This window comes from Serratia sp. CY47280, from assembly GCF_052168655.1.
Classification (GTDB): Bacteria; Pseudomonadota; Gammaproteobacteria; order Enterobacterales; family Enterobacteriaceae; genus Serratia; species Serratia bockelmannii.
The window spans coordinates 142,520-161,329 of sequence record NZ_JBJNMG010000008.1; the positions used below are offsets into that span (position 1 = coordinate 142,520).

Sequence of the window (18,810 nt, forward strand, 5' to 3'; positions counted from 1 at the left end):
TTTTATTCAGTTTGCGCAGCTTTTAACAATCGGGAGTATGCTTAGCGATAGCGGAAAAGGAATGTGACGAAGGAGGATATCTGGCGAGAGAGACAAGGAATTTTGGCGCACAACCCAACACATTGAAGGTATTACCGCATGGAATTTAAAGATTACTACGCCACGATGGGCGTTGAGCCCAACGCCGATCTGAAAACCATCAAAACGGCCTACCGCCGGCTGGCGCGTAAATATCACCCTGACGTGAGCACTGAAGACGACGCCGAGAGCAAGTTCAAGGAGCTGGCCGAAGCCTATGAGGTGCTGAAGGACGACGAGCGCCGCGCCGAGTACGATCAGATCCGGCTGCACCGCAACGATCCGAACTTTGGCCGCCAGGCGCGCGGCGATCACGGCGGCTATCAGCAGAGCGCTTCATGGCACGGCGCCGACGCGCAAGACTTCTCCGACTTCTTCGAGAGCATGTTCGGCGGGCGTGCGGCGGGCGGGCACCGTTCCGCTTCGCACTCGCACGGCGGGCATGGCTTCCGCGGCCAGGATCTGGAGATGGAGGTGCCGCTGTTCCTCGAGGAAACGCTGCATGGCCAAAGCCGCGAGATCTCCTATACGCTGCCGGTGTATGACGAGCTGGGGCGGCAGGTGAGCGAAGCCAACAAAACGTTGAACGTGAAAATCCCGGCCGGCGTGGGCGACGGCGAGCGCATTCGCCTCAAGGGGCAGGGCGTTGCCGGCGTGGGCGGCGGCCAAAACGGCGATCTGTATCTGGTCATCCGCCTCGCGCCGCACCCGCTGTTTGAGATAGATGGCCACAACCTGAGCATCGTGGCGCCGCTCGCTCCGTGGGAAGCGGCACTGGGTGCCAGCATCGAGGTGCCGACGCTGACCGGAAAAATCGCGCTGACCGTGCCGGCCGGCAGCCAGAGCGGCAAACGGCTGAGGGTCAAAGGCAAAGGGCTGGCGGGCAAGAAAGAGCCCGGCGATCTGTATGTCATTCTCAAGGTGGTGATGCCGCCGAAGCCGAACGAGAAGGCCAGCGCCCTGTGGCGAGAGCTGGCTGAACAGGCGGCGTTCAACCCGCGCGCGGAATGGGAGTAAAGCACATGATGAAGAAAGAGATCACATTCACCGTGGTGGAGCTGTGTCAGCGAGTGGAGATTTCCGAGGACGAGCTGGTCGAGATCGTCGGCCTGGGCGTTATCGTGCCGCTGGAGCCGGCGCAGCCGCGCTGGGAGTTTGATTATCCGGCGCTGAGCCATCTGCAGCGCGCGCGCAGGCTGCGGGCCGAGCTGGATCTGGACTGGCCGGGGATCGCCATGGCGCTGACGCTGCTCGATCGGGTTGATGCGCTACAGCAAGAGAACCGGCAGCTGCGTAGGCAGCTGGCACGTTTCCTGCAGACCTCCTGACCCGACAGCTGAACGCCACCGGGCGCTTCCCCGGTGGCGAAATTGCACAAAATTGGGCCGCTGCCCCACATTGCGCCGATAAAGGGCGAAATTTTGACGAACCCCCGTCGACATTCACTGAAAATTGTTGATAAATGGGGAAAAGAATAAGCTTTGTAACAATTTCGTCTAGAATACATACCATTAAACGCTGTCTCAAATGGCAAGGTTTTCTAACAATATTCGAGTCAGGCAATAAAGCCTTTGGGAGTAATACCATGCAAGAGAATCATAAGATCCTGGTTGTCGATGATGACATGCGCCTGCGCGCGCTTTTAGAACGTTATTTAACCGAACAGGGCTTCCAGGTTCGCAGCGTTGCCAACGCTGAGCAAATGGATCGCTTGCTGACCCGTGAATCCTTCCATTTGATGGTGCTCGATCTGATGTTGCCGGGCGAAGACGGCCTGTCCATCTGCCGCCGCCTGCGCAGCCAGAGCAACCCGATGCCGATCATTATGGTCACCGCGAAGGGCGAAGAGGTCGATCGCATCGTGGGGCTGGAAATCGGCGCCGACGACTACATTCCTAAACCGTTCAACCCGCGTGAGCTGTTGGCTCGTATCCGCGCGGTGCTGCGCCGCCAGGCGAACGAACTGCCGGGCGCGCCTTCGCAGGAAGAAGCGGTGATCGCTTTCGGCAAATTCAAACTGAACCTCGGCACCCGCGAGATGTTCCGCGAAGACGAGCCGATGCCGTTGACCAGCGGCGAGTTCGCGGTACTGAAGGCGCTGGTCAGCCACCCGCGTGAACCGCTGTCGCGCGATAAGCTGATGAACCTGGCGCGTGGCCGCGAATACAGCGCCATGGAACGCTCCATCGACGTGCAGATCTCTCGTCTGCGCCGTATGGTTGAAGAAGATCCGGCGCATCCGCGTTATATCCAGACCGTGTGGGGTCTCGGCTACGTCTTCGTCCCGGACGGCAGTAAGGCATGAGGCGATTGCGCTTTTCACCGCGTAGCTCGTTTGCCCGAACCCTGTTGTTGATCGTCACCTTGCTGTTCGTCAGCCTGGTGACGACCTATCTGGTGGTGCTGAACTTCGCCATCCTGCCCAGCCTGCAGCAGTTCAACAAGGTATTGGCCTACGAAGTGCGTATGCTGATGACCGATCGGCTGCAGCTGGAGGACGGCACGCTGTTGGAAGTGCCGCCGGCGTTCCGTCGTGAGATCTACCGCGAGTTGGGCATTTCTCTCTACACCAACTCGGCGGCGGAGGAGAGCGGCCTGCGCTGGGCGCAGCACTACCAGTTCCTCAGCCAGCAGATGGCGCAGCAGCTCGGCGGGCCGACCGATGTGCGGGTGGAGGTGAACAAGAACTCCCCGGTGGTGTGGCTGAAAACCTGGCTGCAACCCGATATCTGGGTGCGCGTACCGCTGACGGAAATCCATCAGGGCGACTTCTCTCCGCTGTTCCGTTATACGCTGGCGATCATGCTGCTCGCGATCGGCGGTGCCTGGCTGTTTATTCGTATTCAAAACCGCCCGCTGGTGGAGCTGGAACATGCGGCGCTGCAGGTGGGCAAAGGGATTATTCCGCCGCCGCTGCGCGAGTATGGGGCTTCCGAAGTGCGGTCGGTGACTCGCGCATTCAATCAGATGGCGTCGGGCGTCAAGCAGCTGGCGGACGATCGCACCTTGCTGATGGCCGGGGTCAGCCATGATCTGCGCACGCCGTTGACGCGTATCCGGCTGGCGACGGAGATGATGAGCGCCGAAGACGGTTATCTGGCCGAGTCGATCAATAAAGACATCGAAGAGTGCAACGCCATCATCGAGCAGTTCATCGATTATCTGCGCACCGGGCAGGAGATGCCGACCGAAAGCAGCGACCTGAACGCCATTTTGGGCGAGGTGGTTGCGGCGGAGAGCGGTTATGAGCGGGTGATTGAAACCGCGTTGTCACCGGGCGAACTGATGATGAACGTGCACCCACTGTCGATTAAGCGGGCGGCGGTGAACATGGTGGTGAACGCGGCGCGTTACGGCAACGGCTGGATCAAGGTCAGCAGCGGCCGCGAGCTGCAGCGCGGCTGGTTCCAGGTGGAAGATGACGGCCCGGGTATCAAGCCGGAAGAGTTGAAGCACCTGCTGCAGCCGTTCGTACGCGGTGACAGCGCGCGCAGCACCAGCGGCACCGGTCTGGGGCTGGCGATCGTGCAGCGTATTATCGACGCGCATGACGGCGAACTGGATATCGGCACCAGCGAGCGCGGCGGGCTGTTGATCCGCGCGTATATTCCGTTGCCGATGGAGAAAAAAGAGTCGACCAACGGTCATCAAACGGCCAGGGAAAACGCCTGACCTCTGATGTGGGCCGCGCCGCTGCGGCCCCGTCAGGACTTTCTGCTCATCACGTAGTATTCCGCCGCATCCTCATGCAACCGGCGGCCGGTCGGCGCCTGCCACGGATCGATTAATTCGATACCGCAGTGGAGGAAGTCTTTGGTATTGCGGGTAGCCAGGGCGGCACCGTAATGCAGGCAGGTGGCGGCGATTTGGGTATCCGGCACGCTCATCGCTTTACCCAGCAGCCGATTCCTTGCCGTCAATTCCGCGTATTGCATCGCGCACAGCCCATCAAACGGCAATATCTGCCCCTCGAACTTCAATTCAATGGCGTCCGCCAATTTCAGCTTGAGATCCCGCTGGCGCTTGCCGTCAGGCATGCAGGCGACGCCGCTGAACAGTTCGGCGAGGACAATGGCGCTGAGATAGAGCTCGTCATTGTCCTTTTCATTTAACCAGTTAATGACGTTGTAGTACGGGCTGGGACGCAGCGTTTCTGAAATGACGTTGGTGTCGATAATGATCATGCGTTGTCATCTTCATCATCAAAGGTGACGATGCGTGGCGGCACGGCGTCACGCGGTGGGATCTCCAGCTCAACGCCGCCGAATTCGGCGAAGTGCTGATGCATCCAGGTACCCAATCCATAGCGCGGCGGCTTTTTCACCAGCGCCTGTTTCAGGATCATGCGCGCTTCCTCTTCCATAGAATGGCCGTTTTTCGCCGCTGAGATACGCAGCAGCTCTTTGATTTCGTCGTCCAGATTTCTGACGGTGATAGTCGCCATTTAAACCTCCTTTGCTATCAATGATTGCATTGACTTATTTTCTCGCCTTGCTGGTTAAAAAGCAATCGATGAAAATAAAAAAAGGCGCGGGATCCGCGCCTTAGCTGAAGAGGTAACGCTACCGAATTACAGCTTCGGGCCGGCGCTAACCAGCGCGGCGCCCGCAGGCGTATCGGTGTATTTGTCGAAGTTGGTGATGAAGCGCTCGGCCAGATCCTGCGCTTTTTCCTGCCACTGCTCGAGGCTGGCGTAGGTATTGCGCGGATCGAGGATCTCTGGGTTCACGCCCGGCAGCGCGGTCGGCATCGCCAGATCGAAGATTGGCAGGGTAACGGTTTCCGCCTTGTCGATTTCACCGCTCAGGATGGCGTCGATGATGCCGCGTGTATCTTTGATCGAGATGCGTTTGCCGGTGCCGTTCCAGCCGGTGTTGACCAGGTAAGCCTGGGCGCCGGCGGCCTGCATGCGTTTCACCAACACTTCGGCGTACTGCGTCGGGTGCAGTGACAGGAACGCAGCGCCGAAGCAGGCGGAGAAGGTTGGCGTTGGCTCGGTTACGCCGCGTTCGGTGCCGGCCAATTTGGCGGTGAAACCGGACAGGAAGTGATACTGAGTCTGGTTGGCGGTCAGACGCGATACCGGCGGCAACACGCCGAAGGCGTCGGCGGTCAGGAAGATCACTTTGGTGGCGTGACCCGCTTTGGACACCGGCTTGACGATGTTTTGGATATGGTAGATCGGGTAAGAAACGCGGGTGTTCTCGGTTTTCGAACCGTCGTTGAAGTCGATGCTGCCGTCGGCCAGCACGGTGACGTTTTCCAGCAGCGCGTCGCGTTTGATGGCGTGATAGATGTCCGGCTCGGCTTCTTCAGAGAGCTTGATGGTCTTGGCGTAGCAGCCGCCTTCGAAGTTAAACACGCCGTCGTCGTCCCAGCCGTGCTCGTCATCGCCGATCAGCTGACGCTTAGGATCGGTGGAAAGGGTGGTCTTGCCGGTACCGGACAGGCCGAAGAACACCGCCACGTCGCCTTTCTCGCCCACGTTGGCCGAGCAGTGCATCGAAGCGATGCCTTTCAGCGGCAGCAGGTAGTTCATCATCGAGAACATGCCTTTCTTCATTTCGCCGCCGTACCAGGTGCCGCCGATCAGCTGCATGCGCTCGGTCAGGTTGAAGGCGACGAAGTTCTCCGAGTTCAGGCCTTGTTGCTGCCAGTTCGGGTTGGTGCATTTGGCGCCGTTCATCACCACGAAGTCCGGCTCGAAGTCAGCCAGCTCGTCGTCGCTCGGGCGGATGAACATGTTTTTCACGAAGTGCGCCTGCCAGGCCACCTCGGTGATAAAACGCACTTTCAGGCGCGAGTCAGCGTTGGCGCCGCAGAAGGTATCCACCACGAACAGACGTTTGCCGGAAAGCTGCTCGGTGACCAGGTGTTTCAGATCGGCCCACACTTCCGGGCTGAGAGGTTTGTTGTCGTTTTTGCCTTTGCCCTGATCGGCCCACCACACGGTATCGCGGGTGATGTCGTCGCGGACGATGTATTTGTCTTTCGGCGAACGGCCGGTGAAGATGCCGGTATCGACGGAGACGGCACCCAGCTTGGTGACTACCCCACGCTCAAAACCTTCCAGAGATGGGTCTGTTTCTTCCTTAAACAGCAGTTCATAGCTCGGGTTGTGAACGATTTCGCTAACGTCGTGAATGCCGTAAGCGGCCAGATCCTGAGGGGTTATACCTTTAACGCGCATGTTACTACTCCTTGGTCACAGAATTTCTGGCGGCAATTGTAGGGATCTAACGGTGAGTAACCGCGATGGGTATCAAATATTTAACGTTTTAGGCGGTATTTCGTTACGATCTGAGAGATAGCACACGGAAAAAAGCAAACGTGCAAACGGCGGGCGTTGGCGGGCGCCGGGGGCGCCCGCCGAAAAGGTGTTACTTAGTGCAACTGGTCGCTTTCGCCGGTGTTACCCGCATACAACGCGGCAACATCAACCGGGTCAAAGACATAGTGGCTGCCGCAGTAGTCGCAGTGCATGTCGATGTTGCCGTCCTGCTCCAGCATGTCCGCCACTTCATCGGTCGGCAGGGTCATCAGCGCGTCGGCGCAACGCTGGCGCGAACAGGTGCAGCGGAACTGCACGTCCTGCGGTTCGTACAAGGTGACCTCTTCCTGATGGTACAGGCGGTACAACACTTCGTTGGCCGGCAGGCCGAACAGCTCTTCGCTTTTGACCGTGTTGGTCAGTTGCACCAGATGATCGAAATCATCGAGGTTGCCGTCCTGCGCCGGCAGCACCTGCAGCAGCATACCGGCTGCCGCGGCGTTACCTTGCGCTTCGCCGGTGCGGATGAACAGGCGGGTTGGCAGCTGCTCGGACTGGCGGAAGTAGGCTTCCAGGCATTCGGCCAGGGTTTCACCTTCCAGGCCGACCACGCCCTGATAGCGCTCGCCTTCCGTCGGGGAAATGGTGATGACCATGACGCCGTTGCCGATCATCTGATGCAGGGTGCTGTCGTCGGCGATAGGCGCCTGGGTGCGCGCAACGCCACGCATCTCCTGGCGGTTGTTGCCGTTGATCACGGCCAGCTTCAGCGGGCCGTCGCCCTGCAGCTGCACGGTGATGTCGCCGTCGAACTTCAGGGTTGCGGTCAACAGACTGGTGGCGACCAGCAGCTCGCCCAGCAGTTTTTGCACCGGTGCCGGGTAATCGTGGTTGTTCAGGATCTGCTGATAGGTTTCGCTGACGGTAACCAGCTCGCCGCGCACCGCGTAGTTTTCAAACAGGTAACGGTGCAATTGGTCATGGTTGGACATAATCTTCTCTCATTACGGTGAGGGGTTATTCCGGCTCACCAAATTTAAATTTCATCAGGTCGCGCCGCTCCTTTTTGTCCGGACGACGGTCCGGATGCGGCATGGTCAACGCGTTCATCTTGCGCGCCAGCGCCATTTTTTCGCGGTTGGCGATGCTGGCTTCGGTTTCCTGATACATTTGCTGCGCCTCGTTGGCACCGCGGCGTTGGCTGGTCAGCGCCAGCACGATCACCGTACGTTCTTCGTTGCCCTGCCGCAGCTTAAGCTCGGCATTGAGTTCGACAATCTTGCTCGGTTTGCCGCGCTGGCCGTTGTAATGCACCTTGCCGCCGTCGATCATTTCGCGCGCCAGCGCGCGAGTCTTATAGAAGCGTGCGGCCCACAGCCACTTATCCAGCCGGACCGCGTCGTCGCGCGTCGCTTTTTCCTTCATGCTTCCCCCTTGGCCAGCGCCGGTATCAGCAGACGGTAGTCGCGCATCGACGGATGGCGCTGGAAGCTTTTTTCCGCCGTGCTGGAGTCCGGGTTTTGCACGCCCAGGCAGTAACGAATGCCGAAAGTGCGCGCCGCGTCGAGGATCGGCTCGCCGTCGTCGACGAACAGCGTGCGCTGCGGGTTGAATCCGGTGTGCTGCTGCACCGCTTGCCACAGACGCTGATCTTCTTTCGGATAACCAAATGTGTGGGTGGAAAACAATAAATCAAGGTGCCGATCGAGGCCGGTATGCTCGATTTTCACCGCCAGGCTGTGCGGATGGGCGTTGGTCAGCAAAATGGTTTGCAGACCGGCGTCGCGCAGCGCCCGTAAAAACGGCTCGGTGTCTTCGCGCAGCCGCGCGCGGCTACCGACTTCGCTGGTCATGCGGTAGATGTCCAGATCCAACCGCTCGCTCCAGTAATCGAAGCAATACCAGTTCATGGTGTGCTGCACCGCCTGATATTCCCGTTCAATGATATGACGGGCTTCGTCGAACGGAATGGCGCGCCTTTCGCTCAGCGCTTGCGGCACCAGGCTGAGCCAGAAGTGGCTGTCGAACTCCAGATCCAGCAAGGTGCCGTCCATATCCAGCAGCACGGTATCGATCTGCGGCCAATCAAACTCGGGAACCATAAAAACTCCATGGGCGGACCGACGGGCGGTCCGCAGATGAGAATAATAGCGTTAGCGTAGCATAAGCAGATGACAGGGCGGAGACCCCCGGCGTCAGGTTCAGGCCATCGGCCGCATTGACATCGGATTGAGCTGCGGATTGAAGCAGCTGTCGTAGTAACGCTGGATATCGGCGACGCGGTGCTGATTGATGCGCCGACGCTGTACCAGCCGCCAGGCGTTATAGCCCAGGCTGACGACCACCGCCAGCAACAGCAGGCTGGTACCGAGGTAGCGCCACAGGGTGATCATGTCCGGTTCGCTGTGCAGCGCCACGTGGCGGGTGCCGTTGGCATCGACGCTGAGGCTGGTGATCACCCCCTGCGCCTGGAATGGGGTATGCAGCAGCAGAGTGGAAAGGCGCTGCAACTCATTCCACTGGTCAAGAGCGTTGTATTCGCTCTGCGGCGCTGAGGATTGCGGATGGCTGACCAACTGTCGACCTTCATCGCTGCGGATCAGGAAACCGCCCGGCGGCGGGCTGTTGAGCGCCGCGGCGGCCAGACGCGTTTCATTGAAGATGAACGACGACGTGGCCACTTTGGTCAGGCTTTCCAGCGACTCGGCGCTTACCGGGCGCAGTAGGACGTTGACGCCTTGCAGCGCGCCTGATCTGGCGCGTTTCACCAGGCCGCTCCAGTTTTTGGCGTTGCCCAGGTTGACCAGCGCGTTTTTCAGCCGCACACAGTCGTTTTCTGCCTGGCATAAATCCTGTGTTTTCAAAACGATATCAGAAAAGTCATCCAACAGGATCATGCCGGATTTCTCGATGGCGCTGGCCAGCTGCGGGTTGATCTTCTGATCGGTACCGCTCGGATGCAGCTGGCTGTTGACCGTGGCCAGCAGGGCCGTCGCTTTGTCTATGACTTCTGATTCCGGCTGCGGCAGCGGGGCGGCGTTGTTCCAGTAAATTCCGGAGCAATCGAACGGCGCAAAATTGACGGCGCCGCCACCGTTGGCCGGCGGCGGCACATAGCACATGCCGCTTCCGCGCACCTTCAGGGTGTCGCCGATGCGCAGCGGCGTAGCTTCCAGCGCCTGTACGCTGGTCACTTCCACTTTTTGCGCGCCTTGCAGCCAGGCCATGCTGAGGGTCAGCGGCAGATTGAGCGGGATATAGATCAGCAACAACAGCAGTACCAGTGCCGAACTGGCGACCAGCACCGCGTTGCGGCCCCACTGCTGCAGCGGAAAATTCTTCACTTCGTCATGCAGCGAGAGGAAACGGCCCTGGCGCACCACCTGCCGATTGAGGTAGACGTCCACATCGGTGGTCTTGCCCAAGTCTTGCGTCAGGTACGGCTGCCAGTGCGGCGGGTAGATAAGATCGATGATGCCGAGTGAAATGTTGCTGATCTGTCCCTGGCCGGATTCGCCGAACAGGCCCCAGCGCTTCGGCGTGCCGCGCAGGCAGTGGATCTCTTTCAGCTCGCGTGACGCCGGACGGCGGAACAGGTTCCAGCATCCCCAGGCGATCATCAGCACCGCCACGAAAATCATCCACGGGATCACCAGCACCGGGCTGATCAGGCTGAAGAACAGCAGCAGCAGCGCGGCGGAGATGATGACGGCTTCACGGATGCCGTTCGGCCGGTTCAGCGCATGCTCTTCCGGCGTTTCCTTACGAATGTTCACCAGCTCGACATGTTCGCTCTCTTCCTTGCGGATGGAAGCGTTTTTGGTCGGCGCGGCGGTCACCACCGGCGGCTGCGGCCGGTCGTGAATATGATCTTTCAGCGAGTGCCCGTTGAGCGAAATCACCAGCGGCAGCGTCTGGGTTCGGATCACTTCCACATGGTTGTCGGCGGTGATGTAGGGTTCCCAAAACGGCGGCAGATGCACCTCTTCGGCATCGAGGTAATAGCGCCATTTATTGGGATCGTCGCTGGCCAGACCGTAGCGGGTGATGGCGTGCGTGACGGGATAAACGTTATCGCTTTGCGGGGTGAGCGCCAGTTTGGCTGCGGGCAGCGTAGCGCCGCCGCCGGGCAACAGTTTGTTGCTCAGCTTGTTTTGCTGATTGAGGTAGAACTCGACCGCGGCGCGCTCTTCATCGGTCAGCTTGCGGTGGGCAGGCTTGATAAACGGCAACGCGTGCGCCAGCGCCGACGGGTTGCGGGCCTTGAACCACAGGTACAGGCCGGCGGCAATCAGGCAGACAAGCACTAAGGCCAATATCAACACTATTGTGCTCATGCAATCCCCATCTCACACCCGTGAATTTCGCCAACCTGATGAAAAGCTGAATATTATACGGAGTAAACCGCCAGGAGGCACCCAGAACTAATGAGGGAACAAACAGATTCTCGCTCTGGATCTCATTCCTTCATGACGCAAGGCCATTTTATCACTGATTCTTGCCTGCGTGATACTAGCAACCGGCCTCTGCCGTCGATATCGGCATTATCCTATTTTCATGCGTGCTGTTTGCTGAATCAGTACGGAAAATCGCCCGCCGCTGGCTACGCTTGTTAAAAGAAAGTAAATTACTGTTCATGCTCGTTGCGGCGGAGCTTGCCCTTAACGCACAATGTGATCAGGATCGAATTTGGTCAGCATTTGAGCGCCAACGAGCCGTGCGTTACGCCAATCATTATTTCGGTTGCCCCGTCCACGCCTGGGTAACCTCTTTGAGGCAATCATGGATAAACACCTGCAAAAACCTAAAATTCTGAAAGTGGAAACGGTCGCGCGTTCGCGTTTGTTCAACGTCGAGTCGGTCGATTTGGAATTCAGCAACGGGGTTCGGCGGGTGTATGAGCGCATGCGGCCTTCGGATCGCGAAGCGGTGATGATCGTGCCGGTGATTGGCGATGACCTGCTGCTGATCCGCGAATATGCGGTGGGCACTGAATCCTATGAGCTGGGTTTCCCGAAAGGGTTGATCGATCCCGGAGAGGGCGTGCTGGAAGCGGCCAACCGCGAGCTGATGGAAGAGGTGGGATACGGCGCGAAGCGCTTTGATTTTCTCAGTAAGCTGACGATGGCGCCATCCTACTTTTCCAGCAAAATGAATATCGTGCTGGCCCACGATCTCTACCCGCAGAGCCTGGAAGGGGATGAACCGGAGCCCTTGCCGCAGGTGCGCTGGCCGATCGCCAACATGATGGCGTTGCTGGCGGAACCGGATTTCCGTGAGGCGCGCAACGTCAGCGCGCTGTTTCTCTCCGAGGCGTTTTTGCGCGCGTCGCGCTGATACGCTTCGCGCCGAATAAAAAAAGGGCCAGATTTCTCTGGCCCTTTTCGATCAGAACAGCTCGTGGCTTTCACCGCCCGGATCGGTCAATGTGGTGCCGGTATCGCGCGATGGGTAGTCCGTCGGCTGCGTCCCTTCGATAAAGTACTCGGAACGGCTGCCACCGCCACCGCCGGAGAGCTTGCCGCTGCTTTTGTCGATGGTGACGCTGATGATGCCTGGCGGCGGCGTGACTTTCTGCTCCGGAATGCCTTCCAGCGCGGTCTTCATGAAGTCGTCCCACGCCGGCTGGGCGCTCTTGGCTCCGCCTTCACCGCCGGAAATCTGATCCGGGATAGCGCCGGATACCGTCGAACGGCCCAGATCGCGGCGGTGATCGTCGAAACCGATCCACACCGACGTCACGGTATCCGGGCCATAGCCGGAGAACCAGGCGTCTTTGGAACTGTTGGTGGTACCGGTTTTGCCGCCGATATCATGACGTTTCAGATCGCGCCCGGCACGCCAGGCAGTGCCCATCCAACCCGGTTCGCCGAAGATGTTGCTGTTCAGCGCATCGTGGATCAGGAAGGCCAGCGGCGTGCTGATCACGTGCGGCGCATACTGTTGGTCACCGTCCTGCTGCACCTGAGCCGGGGTAACCTGCTCAAGCTGCGGCATCGGCACCGTGCTGTTGCTGCCTTCCTGCGAGGTGGCGACGTTTTCGATGTTGTCGTCGGACAGCACCGCCGAACGGTGGGTGTCGCCGTAGATCACCGGCAGGTTGCAGCTGCTGCACACCACTTTCGGTTTAGCTTCGAACACCGTATTGCCGTTGTCGTCTTCAATCTTGGTGATGAAGTACGGGTCAACCAGGTAACCGCCGTTCGCCAGCACTGCGTAGCCGCGTACCAGCTGCATCGGGGTGAAGGAGGCGGAACCTAGCGCCAGCGATTCGGTATGCACGATGTTCTGTGCCGGGAAGCCGAAGCGCTGCAGATATTCCGCCGCGTAGTCGACGCCCATCGCACGCATTGCGCGCACCATCACCACGTTCTTCGATTGCCCCAGCCCCTGCCGCAGGCGAATCGGGCCGTCGTAGGTCGGCGGTGAGTTCTTCGGCCGCCAGTCGGTGCCGGCGCCGGCATCCCAGCGGGTGATCGGCAAATCGTTCAGGATGGTGGCCAGCGTCAGGCCTTTATCCATCGCGGCGGTGTACAGGAACGGTTTGATGTTTGACCCCACCTGACGCAGGGCCTGCGTCACGCGGTTGAACTTGCTCTGGTTGAAGTCGAAGCCGCCGACCAGCGCTTTCACCGCGCCGTCGTTCGGGTTGATCGAGACCAGCGCCGAGTTGACGTCCGGCACCTGCGACAGCCACCAGGCGTCGTTCACTTTACGCACCCATACCTGCTGACCTGTCTGCACCACGTCAGTGACGCGTTTCGGCGTTGGGCCTTGCTGAGTGTCTGAACGGTACGGCCGCGCCCAGCGCATGGTGGCCATCGGCAGGGCAATGCTGCTGCCGTCGGCCAGCATCGCCGTCGCTTCCTGCGGGTTGGCGGCGGTGATGACCGCCGGCGCCAGCGGGCCGTAGCTCGGCAAGTTTTTCAGCGAGTCGACAATCTGTTTGCGATCCCAGGCCGCTTCGCCGACTTTCCACAACACGTTGGATGGGCCGCGGTAGCCGTGGCGCATGTCATAGGCCAGCACGTTGTTGCGTACCGACTCCTGCGCCGCCAGCTGCAGCCGTTTGGTGACGGTGGTGTAAACCTTGTAACCGTCGGTATAGGCGTTTTCACCGTAGCGCTTGATCATCTCCTGACGCACCATCTCGGAGAGATACGGCGCGGAGAAGCTGATTTCCGGCGCATGGTAGTTGGCGACCAGATCTTCGGCGCGCGCCTGATCGTACTGCGCCTGCGTGATGTAATGCTCGTCCAGCATGCGCGACAGCACCACGTTGCGGCGGGCAACGGCGCGATCGTGCGAATAGAGCGGGTTGAAGGTAGACGGGGCTTTCGGCAGGCCGGCGATGGTCGCCATCTCGCTCAGGGTGAGCTGGCTGACGTCTTTGCCGAAATAGACCTGTGCGGCGGCGCCCACGCCGTAGGCGCGGTAACCCAGATAGATCTTGTTCAGATACAGCTCAAGGATTTCATCCTTGGTGAGCATCTGCTCGATGCGTACCGCCAGGAAAGCTTCCTTGATTTTACGCATCAGGGTGCGTTCCGGGCTTAAGAAGAAGTTACGCGCCAGTTGTTGGGTAATGGTACTGGCCCCCTGCGAAGCGTGGCCGGAGACCAGCGCGATTGAGGCGGCGCGGAAGATGCCGACCGGATCGACGCCATGGTGATCATAGAAGCGGCTGTCTTCGGTGGCGATAAATGCGTGCACCATCACCGGCGGAATTTGATCCAGTTTCAGCGGAATGCGGCGCTTCTCACCGTATTGGGCGATCAGTTCGCCATCGGCGCTGTAAACCTGCATCGGTATCTGCAGCCGTACGTCTTTCAGCGTTGCGACGTCGGGCAGCTGCGGCTCGACATATTTGTACAAGCCGAAAATCGAGGCTGCTCCCAGCACGATGCAACATACTGCAAGGATTAGTAAATACTTTACGAACTTCACCTGAGATTTCCCATTTCTAAGTCATTTGGGCAGTTTATAAACAACCGCGCGGTAGTATAAAGGCAAGCCTGCGACATGGATATGTTCTTTTATCATCTGATGTTATGGAGGCTTGCGAAACATGTTCCCTCAAGCATGGCAGGTGGGGCTGGATATACAAATCGACTGCGTGCGCGCGGTGGCGGCCCAACGCCGCCGCAATGGCTGGCAGTTGCGCCACTGGTGGCAGCAGGCGCTGCCGCAGGCGGTTTTACGCGATGGCTGCCTGGAACCTTCCGAATTCCTGATCCGGGCGCTGCGGCAATGGCGCGTTCAACTGCCGCGACATATTTCCTTACGCATTGCTCTGCCGGCGCAGCGCGTGTTGCAGCAGCGCATGGCGCAGCCGGACGCGCGGCTGCGCGAGCCGGAACGCAGCGACTATATCGGTGGCCACGGTTTGAAGCAGTTTCCGCTCGATGGCCAGACGCTGGCGCTCGACTATCGCACCGCGCCGGCGGATGAGGCGGCGCTGTTGCTGACCGCCGCGCGGCGGCAGGAGCTGCAGCAGTGGCTGCATTGTTTGCGTCAGGCTGGCCTACATCCGCAAGCGCTCGATATCACCCCTTGTGCGCTGCGGATGATGGCGACGGCGGCAGGCGTACCGCCCGCTGCGGGGCTGATGCACCGTCTCGAACGAGAATGGCTGTGGGTGGCGCCGGCTGACGGCGCGTTCGCCTTTGGTCTGGCGCCGGGCGACGATGACGCGCAGGCGCTGCGGGCGCTGCAAGCCCAGATGCCGGCGGGCGACGATCGGCCGGTCTATGCCGGCAGCGTGCTGGCAGGTGCCTTGCCCGCCGGTTGCCTTGCCTGGTCGCCGCTCAGCGCCTTCACGCAGTTGCGCCCACCGTTGCCTGCGCATCCTGCGGCGTTCGCATTGGCCGGTGGTCTGGCGCTGCGCGAGGAGGATCGCTGATGTATCAGGTCAACTTTCTGCCCTGGCGACAGCGCCGCGATCGGCGGCGCGGCTGTTTCTGGCTGGGTGCGCTGCTGTTGCAGGTAACGCTACTGCTGCTGGCGCTGTTTCTGGTTGCCGGCCAACTGCGTCACCAACAGGCGCAGCGGCAGGCGCGGCTAACGATGCTGGGTGAAGAGCTGGCGGCCTTGACGTTGCTCGCCCATCAGCAGCAGCAAGAGCGGGCGCAGCGAGCGCTGCACAGCGCCCGCGCCGAACGGCAGGCGCGCAACGGCCAACATAACCGGCGTTATTTGCAGTTGCTTCAGCAATTGTCCTTCAGCATTCCTCCACCGCTGTGGCTCACGGCGCTGGACAGCGATGCGACGAACGGTCTGCGGCTGCGTGGATTGAGCCGCTCTCCTGCGGCCATCACGCAGTTCGAACGGCGGCTGGTGGGGATGCCTGCGTTGCCACGGCTGCGTTTGGCTGAGGTAACGCAACGGGACGACGGTCTGTATTCCTTTCATCTGGCGGCGCAGTGGGGGCGTGATGGATAGCCGTTTGTCATCCGGGCTGAGCTTTTGGCTGAACTTGCCGGGCTGGCTATTGCTGGTGGCGCAAGGGCTGGGCATCGGCACGCTGGCGCTGTTGGGCGGCGGTTGGCTGCTGCAAGACGAATGGCGTCAGCGGGAAAACGCGGCGGAGCGGCAACAGCGCCTGTTGCAACAGATTTCCATGGTACAGCACCAACTGGACGAGGCGCCGGAAGCCCCTATGCCGCCAACGCCGATCGGTCCGACCACCGCCGGCGATCTGGCGAACGTGCTGCAACAAGCGGGGGGCGCCTTGTTGCGCTGGCAGCGGCAGGAAAAACCGCTGCGGCAAACGCTGAGTTTGCGCATTGATTATGCCGGTTTGTTGGCGCTGTTGGAGGCGCTGCCCGCCGATTTGCGTCTCGAACAATTGAGCGTGGAAACGGCGCCGCAGGGCATGACGGCGCGGTTGGTGTTGCAGGATGCCGCCGAGGAGCAGGCCGATGAGTAAAAGACCGGGCCGTTGGTGGTGGCTGCTATGGCCGTGGGCCTTGTGTGCAGAACCGCGCGATCCGTTTGCGCCGCCTCCGCTGCCTGTTTGTGCCCATCAGGAGGCATCGCCGGCGGGCTGGCGACTGAAAGGCGTCATCGGGCAACCGCCGCTGCGCTATGGCTGGGTGGTGACACCGGCAGGGCAGTGGTTGCGCCTGCGGCCGCAGCAGCGGGTGCTGGACGAGCGTTGGCAGGTGGCGCAGGTGCGGGCGCGCAGCCTGACGTTAACGGCGCTGGCGGCCGAACCGGATTGTCCGGCGAGCCAGGGCGACATCTCGCTCATGATGGACAACAACAAGGATGGCAAACCATGAAAGGACTCGCTGGATTGGGCGTGGCGTTGTGGTGTCTGTCGCTCGGCATCGTCCAGGCGCAGGATAAACAGCAGGTTTCCCTGGAGTTCCAGGATGCGCCAGTGACGGTCATCCTGCAGGCGCTGGCGGATTATCGGCAGATGAACCTGATCGTCGCGCCCGGCGTAAGCGGCAATCTGACGCTGCGGCTGGAGAATGTGCCCTGGCCTCAGGCGCTGGCGCTGACCCTGCGTATGGGCAAGCTGACGATGACGCGGGAGGGGAGCGTGATGCTGGTCGCCCCGGAGCCGGACGCGCAGGAAAAAAAACAGCAGCGAGAAGCGCTGGCGCAGCGGCAGCCTTTGCACAGCTTGACCCTGACGTTACAAAACGGCGATGCGGCGGAGATTGCCGAAAGCCTCAATGCTCAACGCGGCGCCTTGCTCAGCGAGCGTGGCAGCGTGCTGGCGGATAAGCGCACCAATACGCTGTTACTGCGCGACACGGCGCCAATCCTGGCGCAGTTGAAAAAAAGGGTGACGGAAATGGACGCGCCGCTGGCACAGGTGCAGCTGGCGGCGCATATCGTGACCATCAACAGCGAAAGCCTGCGTGAACTTGGCGTGCGTTGGGGATTGGCGGCCGACGAAAAACCGACGCGGCCGCTGCGGCCGGGCAATCTCGGCGTTAATCTGCCGTTGGAGCGCAGCGCGGTGAGCGCCGGTTTCCATTTGGCGCGCATCAGCGGGCGTTTGCTGAGCCTCGAGCTGACGGCGCTGGAGCAGGAGAATCAGGTGGAGATCATCGCCAGCCCGCGTTTGCTGACGGCGCACCTGCAAACCGCCAGCATCAAACAGGGGACGGAGATCCCTTATGAAGTGTCGAGCGGCGCCAGCGGTGCGACCGCGATTGAGTTCAAAGAGGCGGTGCTGGGCATGGAGGTGACGCCGAAAGTGTTGCCGGACGGGCGCATCACGCTGACGTTGCACATCAGCCAAAATATGCCGGGGCGCGCCATCAGCCGCGGGGCGGGGGAGGCATTGACCATCGATAAACAGGAGATTAAGACGCAGATCACGGTGAAAAGCGGTGAAACCCTGGTGCTCGGCGGTATTTTTCAACGGCATAGCGGCAAGACGGCGGACAAGGTGCCGGGATTGGGAGATGCGCCACTGCTGGGGGGCTTGTTCCGGCAAAGTGGCGCACAACAGAAAAAACGCGAGCTGGTGATCTTCATTACGCCGACCTTGATTAAGGGATAAGCGGCTGCCTGTCGGCTGGGCGGCAAATCTCCTAAAGTTGATGAGCAGATACACTTTTTTATCCCCTTGGGGGGATCTGCGTTTGACGCTGCGGCCGATTTAGCTTACAAGGGTTACCGAATTGAGCACCGAGGTTTTTTGTTAGCGTCAAGACGCCGTTAAAAACATATGGTTTCCCTCCCGCGGCGTGGATTGCGATTTATTCGGTTGCCAAACTACCAAGAGTGTTGAGATAATTTTTCGTCTGATCTCGCACTATCGCTCATGAGGTTTCAGTTTAGGTCCCGCCGCTGATTTGATTGGCGGGGCGGGTTAACATTAACGAATTGTCTTAGTAATACCGAAAAACATGGCAGAGAAACGCAATATCTTTCTGGTTGGGCCTATGGGTGCCGGCAAAAGCACTATTGGCCGTCAGTTAGCTCAGCAACTCAATATGGAGTTCTTCGACTCCGATCAAGAAATTGAGCGACGTACCGGAGCTGACGTGGGCTGGGTATTCGACGTGGAAGGGGAAGAAGGTTTCCGCGATCGTGAAGAAAAAGTCATTAATGAACTGACGGAAAAACAAGGGATTGTGTTGGCGACCGGCGGCGGTTCGGTGAAGTCGCGCGAAACGCGCAACCGTCTGTCCGCGCGCGGCGTGGTGGTCTATCTGGAAACCACGATCGAGAAGCAGCTGGCTCGCACTCAGCGTGATAAAAAACGCCCGCTGCTGCAGGTTGATTCTCCGCCGCGTGAAGTGCTGGAAGCCTTGGCGAAAGAACGTAATCCGTTGTATGAAGAGATTGCCGATGTCACCATCCGCACCGACGATCAGAGCGCTAAAGTGGTTGCTAACCAGATCATCAACATGCTGGAAAGCAACTGATTGCCAATTTTCGCGTTCGCCGTCGGCCAATGCGAAAAACTGATTTGTGTTCCCCGCTGTTGCGGG

19 protein-coding genes are annotated in these 18,810 nt (G+C 59.9%); 11 read left to right on the forward strand and 8 right to left on the reverse strand.

What is annotated here, in order from left to right; all coding sequences use genetic code 11:
• The first annotated feature begins 138 nt into the window (after nucleotides 1-138).
• The 4 genes from cbpA (at nucleotide 139) to envZ (ending at nucleotide 3,750) form a co-directional block, all read left to right on the forward strand.
• Entirely contained in the window at nucleotides 139-1,095 is a 957-nt protein-coding gene (cbpA, locus tag ACJ8J4_RS22490) for a curved DNA-binding protein (protein ID WP_043138927.1), read from the forward strand.
• Between the two features lie 5 nt (nucleotides 1,096-1,100).
• Nucleotides 1,101-1,406, forward strand: coding sequence for a chaperone modulator CbpM (locus ACJ8J4_RS22495; protein WP_004930739.1), 306 nt, complete (start codon nucleotides 1,101-1,103; stop codon nucleotides 1,404-1,406).
• Between the two features lie 257 nt (nucleotides 1,407-1,663).
• On the forward strand, nucleotides 1,664-2,383 hold the full coding sequence (gene ompR / locus ACJ8J4_RS22500) for an osmolarity response regulator transcription factor OmpR (protein WP_004709363.1): 720 nt from the start codon (nucleotides 1,664-1,666) through the stop codon (nucleotides 2,381-2,383).
• Complete coding sequence (envZ, locus tag ACJ8J4_RS22505; RefSeq protein ID WP_015379311.1) at nucleotides 2,380-3,750, forward strand: two-component system sensor histidine kinase EnvZ; 1,371 nt, start codon at nucleotides 2,380-2,382, stop codon at nucleotides 3,748-3,750. The genes ompR and envZ overlap by 4 nt, the downstream gene beginning before the upstream one ends.
• Nucleotides 3,751-3,782: 32 nt before the next feature.
• On the opposite strand, the gene ACJ8J4_RS22510 is transcribed toward envZ, so the two are convergent.
• The 7 genes from ACJ8J4_RS22510 to ACJ8J4_RS22540 all read right to left on the reverse strand — a co-directional run bounded on the left by ACJ8J4_RS22510 (nucleotide 3,783) and on the right by ACJ8J4_RS22540 (nucleotide 10,686).
• Nucleotides 3,783-4,262 (reverse strand): type II toxin-antitoxin system VapC family toxin, encoded by a 480-nt coding sequence (locus ACJ8J4_RS22510; RefSeq protein WP_016930378.1) that lies wholly within the window; start codon nucleotides 4,260-4,262, stop codon nucleotides 3,783-3,785.
• The gene (locus ACJ8J4_RS22515) at nucleotides 4,259-4,522 is read right to left on the reverse strand and encodes a FitA-like ribbon-helix-helix domain-containing protein (RefSeq protein ID WP_004930730.1); all 264 of its coding nucleotides are present in this window, start codon (nucleotides 4,520-4,522) and stop codon (nucleotides 4,259-4,261) included. The genes ACJ8J4_RS22510 and ACJ8J4_RS22515 overlap by 4 nt, the downstream gene beginning before the upstream one ends.
• Before the next feature lie 126 nt (nucleotides 4,523-4,648).
• Nucleotides 4,649-6,268, reverse strand: a complete 1,620-nt coding sequence (pckA, locus tag ACJ8J4_RS22520; protein WP_043138920.1) for a phosphoenolpyruvate carboxykinase (ATP) — start codon at nucleotides 6,266-6,268, stop codon at nucleotides 4,649-4,651.
• A gap of 194 nt (nucleotides 6,269-6,462) precedes the next feature.
• Nucleotides 6,463-7,341, reverse strand: coding sequence for an Hsp33 family molecular chaperone HslO (gene hslO, locus ACJ8J4_RS22525; RefSeq protein ID WP_043138916.1), 879 nt, complete (start codon nucleotides 7,339-7,341; stop codon nucleotides 6,463-6,465).
• Between the two features lie 25 nt (nucleotides 7,342-7,366).
• Entirely contained in the window at nucleotides 7,367-7,774 is a 408-nt protein-coding gene (hslR, locus tag ACJ8J4_RS22530) for a ribosome-associated heat shock protein Hsp15 (protein WP_025304547.1), read from the reverse strand.
• Entirely contained in the window at nucleotides 7,771-8,451 is a 681-nt protein-coding gene (gene yrfG / locus ACJ8J4_RS22535; RefSeq protein WP_025304546.1) for a GMP/IMP nucleotidase, read from the reverse strand. The genes hslR and yrfG overlap by 4 nt, the downstream gene beginning before the upstream one ends.
• 99 nt (nucleotides 8,452-8,550) lie before the next feature.
• Complete coding sequence (locus ACJ8J4_RS22540) at nucleotides 8,551-10,686, reverse strand: intracellular growth attenuator family protein (RefSeq protein WP_025304545.1); 2,136 nt, start codon at nucleotides 10,684-10,686, stop codon at nucleotides 8,551-8,553.
• A 445-nt stretch (nucleotides 10,687-11,131) separates the two neighbouring features.
• On the opposite strand from ACJ8J4_RS22540, the gene nudE reads away from it, so the two are divergent.
• Entirely contained in the window at nucleotides 11,132-11,686 is a 555-nt protein-coding gene (gene nudE / locus ACJ8J4_RS22545) for an ADP compounds hydrolase NudE (RefSeq protein ID WP_015379304.1), read from the forward strand.
• A 51-nt stretch (nucleotides 11,687-11,737) separates the two neighbouring features.
• Here nudE and mrcA read toward each other — a convergent pair whose 3' ends face one another.
• Nucleotides 11,738-14,296, reverse strand: coding sequence for a peptidoglycan glycosyltransferase/peptidoglycan DD-transpeptidase MrcA (gene mrcA, locus ACJ8J4_RS22550; RefSeq protein WP_025304544.1), 2,559 nt, complete (start codon nucleotides 14,294-14,296; stop codon nucleotides 11,738-11,740).
• 121 nt (nucleotides 14,297-14,417) lie between these two features.
• Here mrcA and pilM point away from each other — a divergent pair, with 121 nt between their 5' ends.
• From pilM to aroK, 6 genes are all read left to right on the forward strand, one after another.
• Complete coding sequence (gene pilM, locus ACJ8J4_RS22555; protein ID WP_043138911.1) at nucleotides 14,418-15,251, forward strand: pilus assembly protein PilM; 834 nt, start codon at nucleotides 14,418-14,420, stop codon at nucleotides 15,249-15,251.
• Complete coding sequence (locus ACJ8J4_RS22560) at nucleotides 15,251-15,790, forward strand: PilN domain-containing protein (protein WP_043138905.1); 540 nt, start codon at nucleotides 15,251-15,253, stop codon at nucleotides 15,788-15,790. Before pilM ends, ACJ8J4_RS22560 begins: the two co-directional genes overlap by 1 nt.
• On the forward strand, nucleotides 15,783-16,277 hold the full coding sequence (locus ACJ8J4_RS22565) for a hypothetical protein (RefSeq protein ID WP_193402987.1): 495 nt from the start codon (nucleotides 15,783-15,785) through the stop codon (nucleotides 16,275-16,277). The genes ACJ8J4_RS22560 and ACJ8J4_RS22565 overlap by 8 nt, the downstream gene beginning before the upstream one ends.
• Entirely contained in the window at nucleotides 16,270-16,632 is a 363-nt protein-coding gene (locus tag ACJ8J4_RS22570; protein ID WP_164068193.1) for a HofP DNA utilization family protein, read from the forward strand. Before ACJ8J4_RS22565 ends, ACJ8J4_RS22570 begins: the two co-directional genes overlap by 8 nt.
• Nucleotides 16,629-17,873, forward strand: coding sequence for a DNA uptake porin HofQ (gene hofQ, locus ACJ8J4_RS22575; RefSeq protein WP_080287124.1), 1,245 nt, complete (start codon nucleotides 16,629-16,631; stop codon nucleotides 17,871-17,873). Before ACJ8J4_RS22570 ends, hofQ begins: the two co-directional genes overlap by 4 nt.
• Before the next feature lie 349 nt (nucleotides 17,874-18,222).
• Entirely contained in the window at nucleotides 18,223-18,744 is a 522-nt protein-coding gene (aroK, locus tag ACJ8J4_RS22580; protein WP_004391482.1) for a shikimate kinase AroK, read from the forward strand.
• The last annotated feature ends 66 nt before the right edge of the window (nucleotides 18,745-18,810 follow it).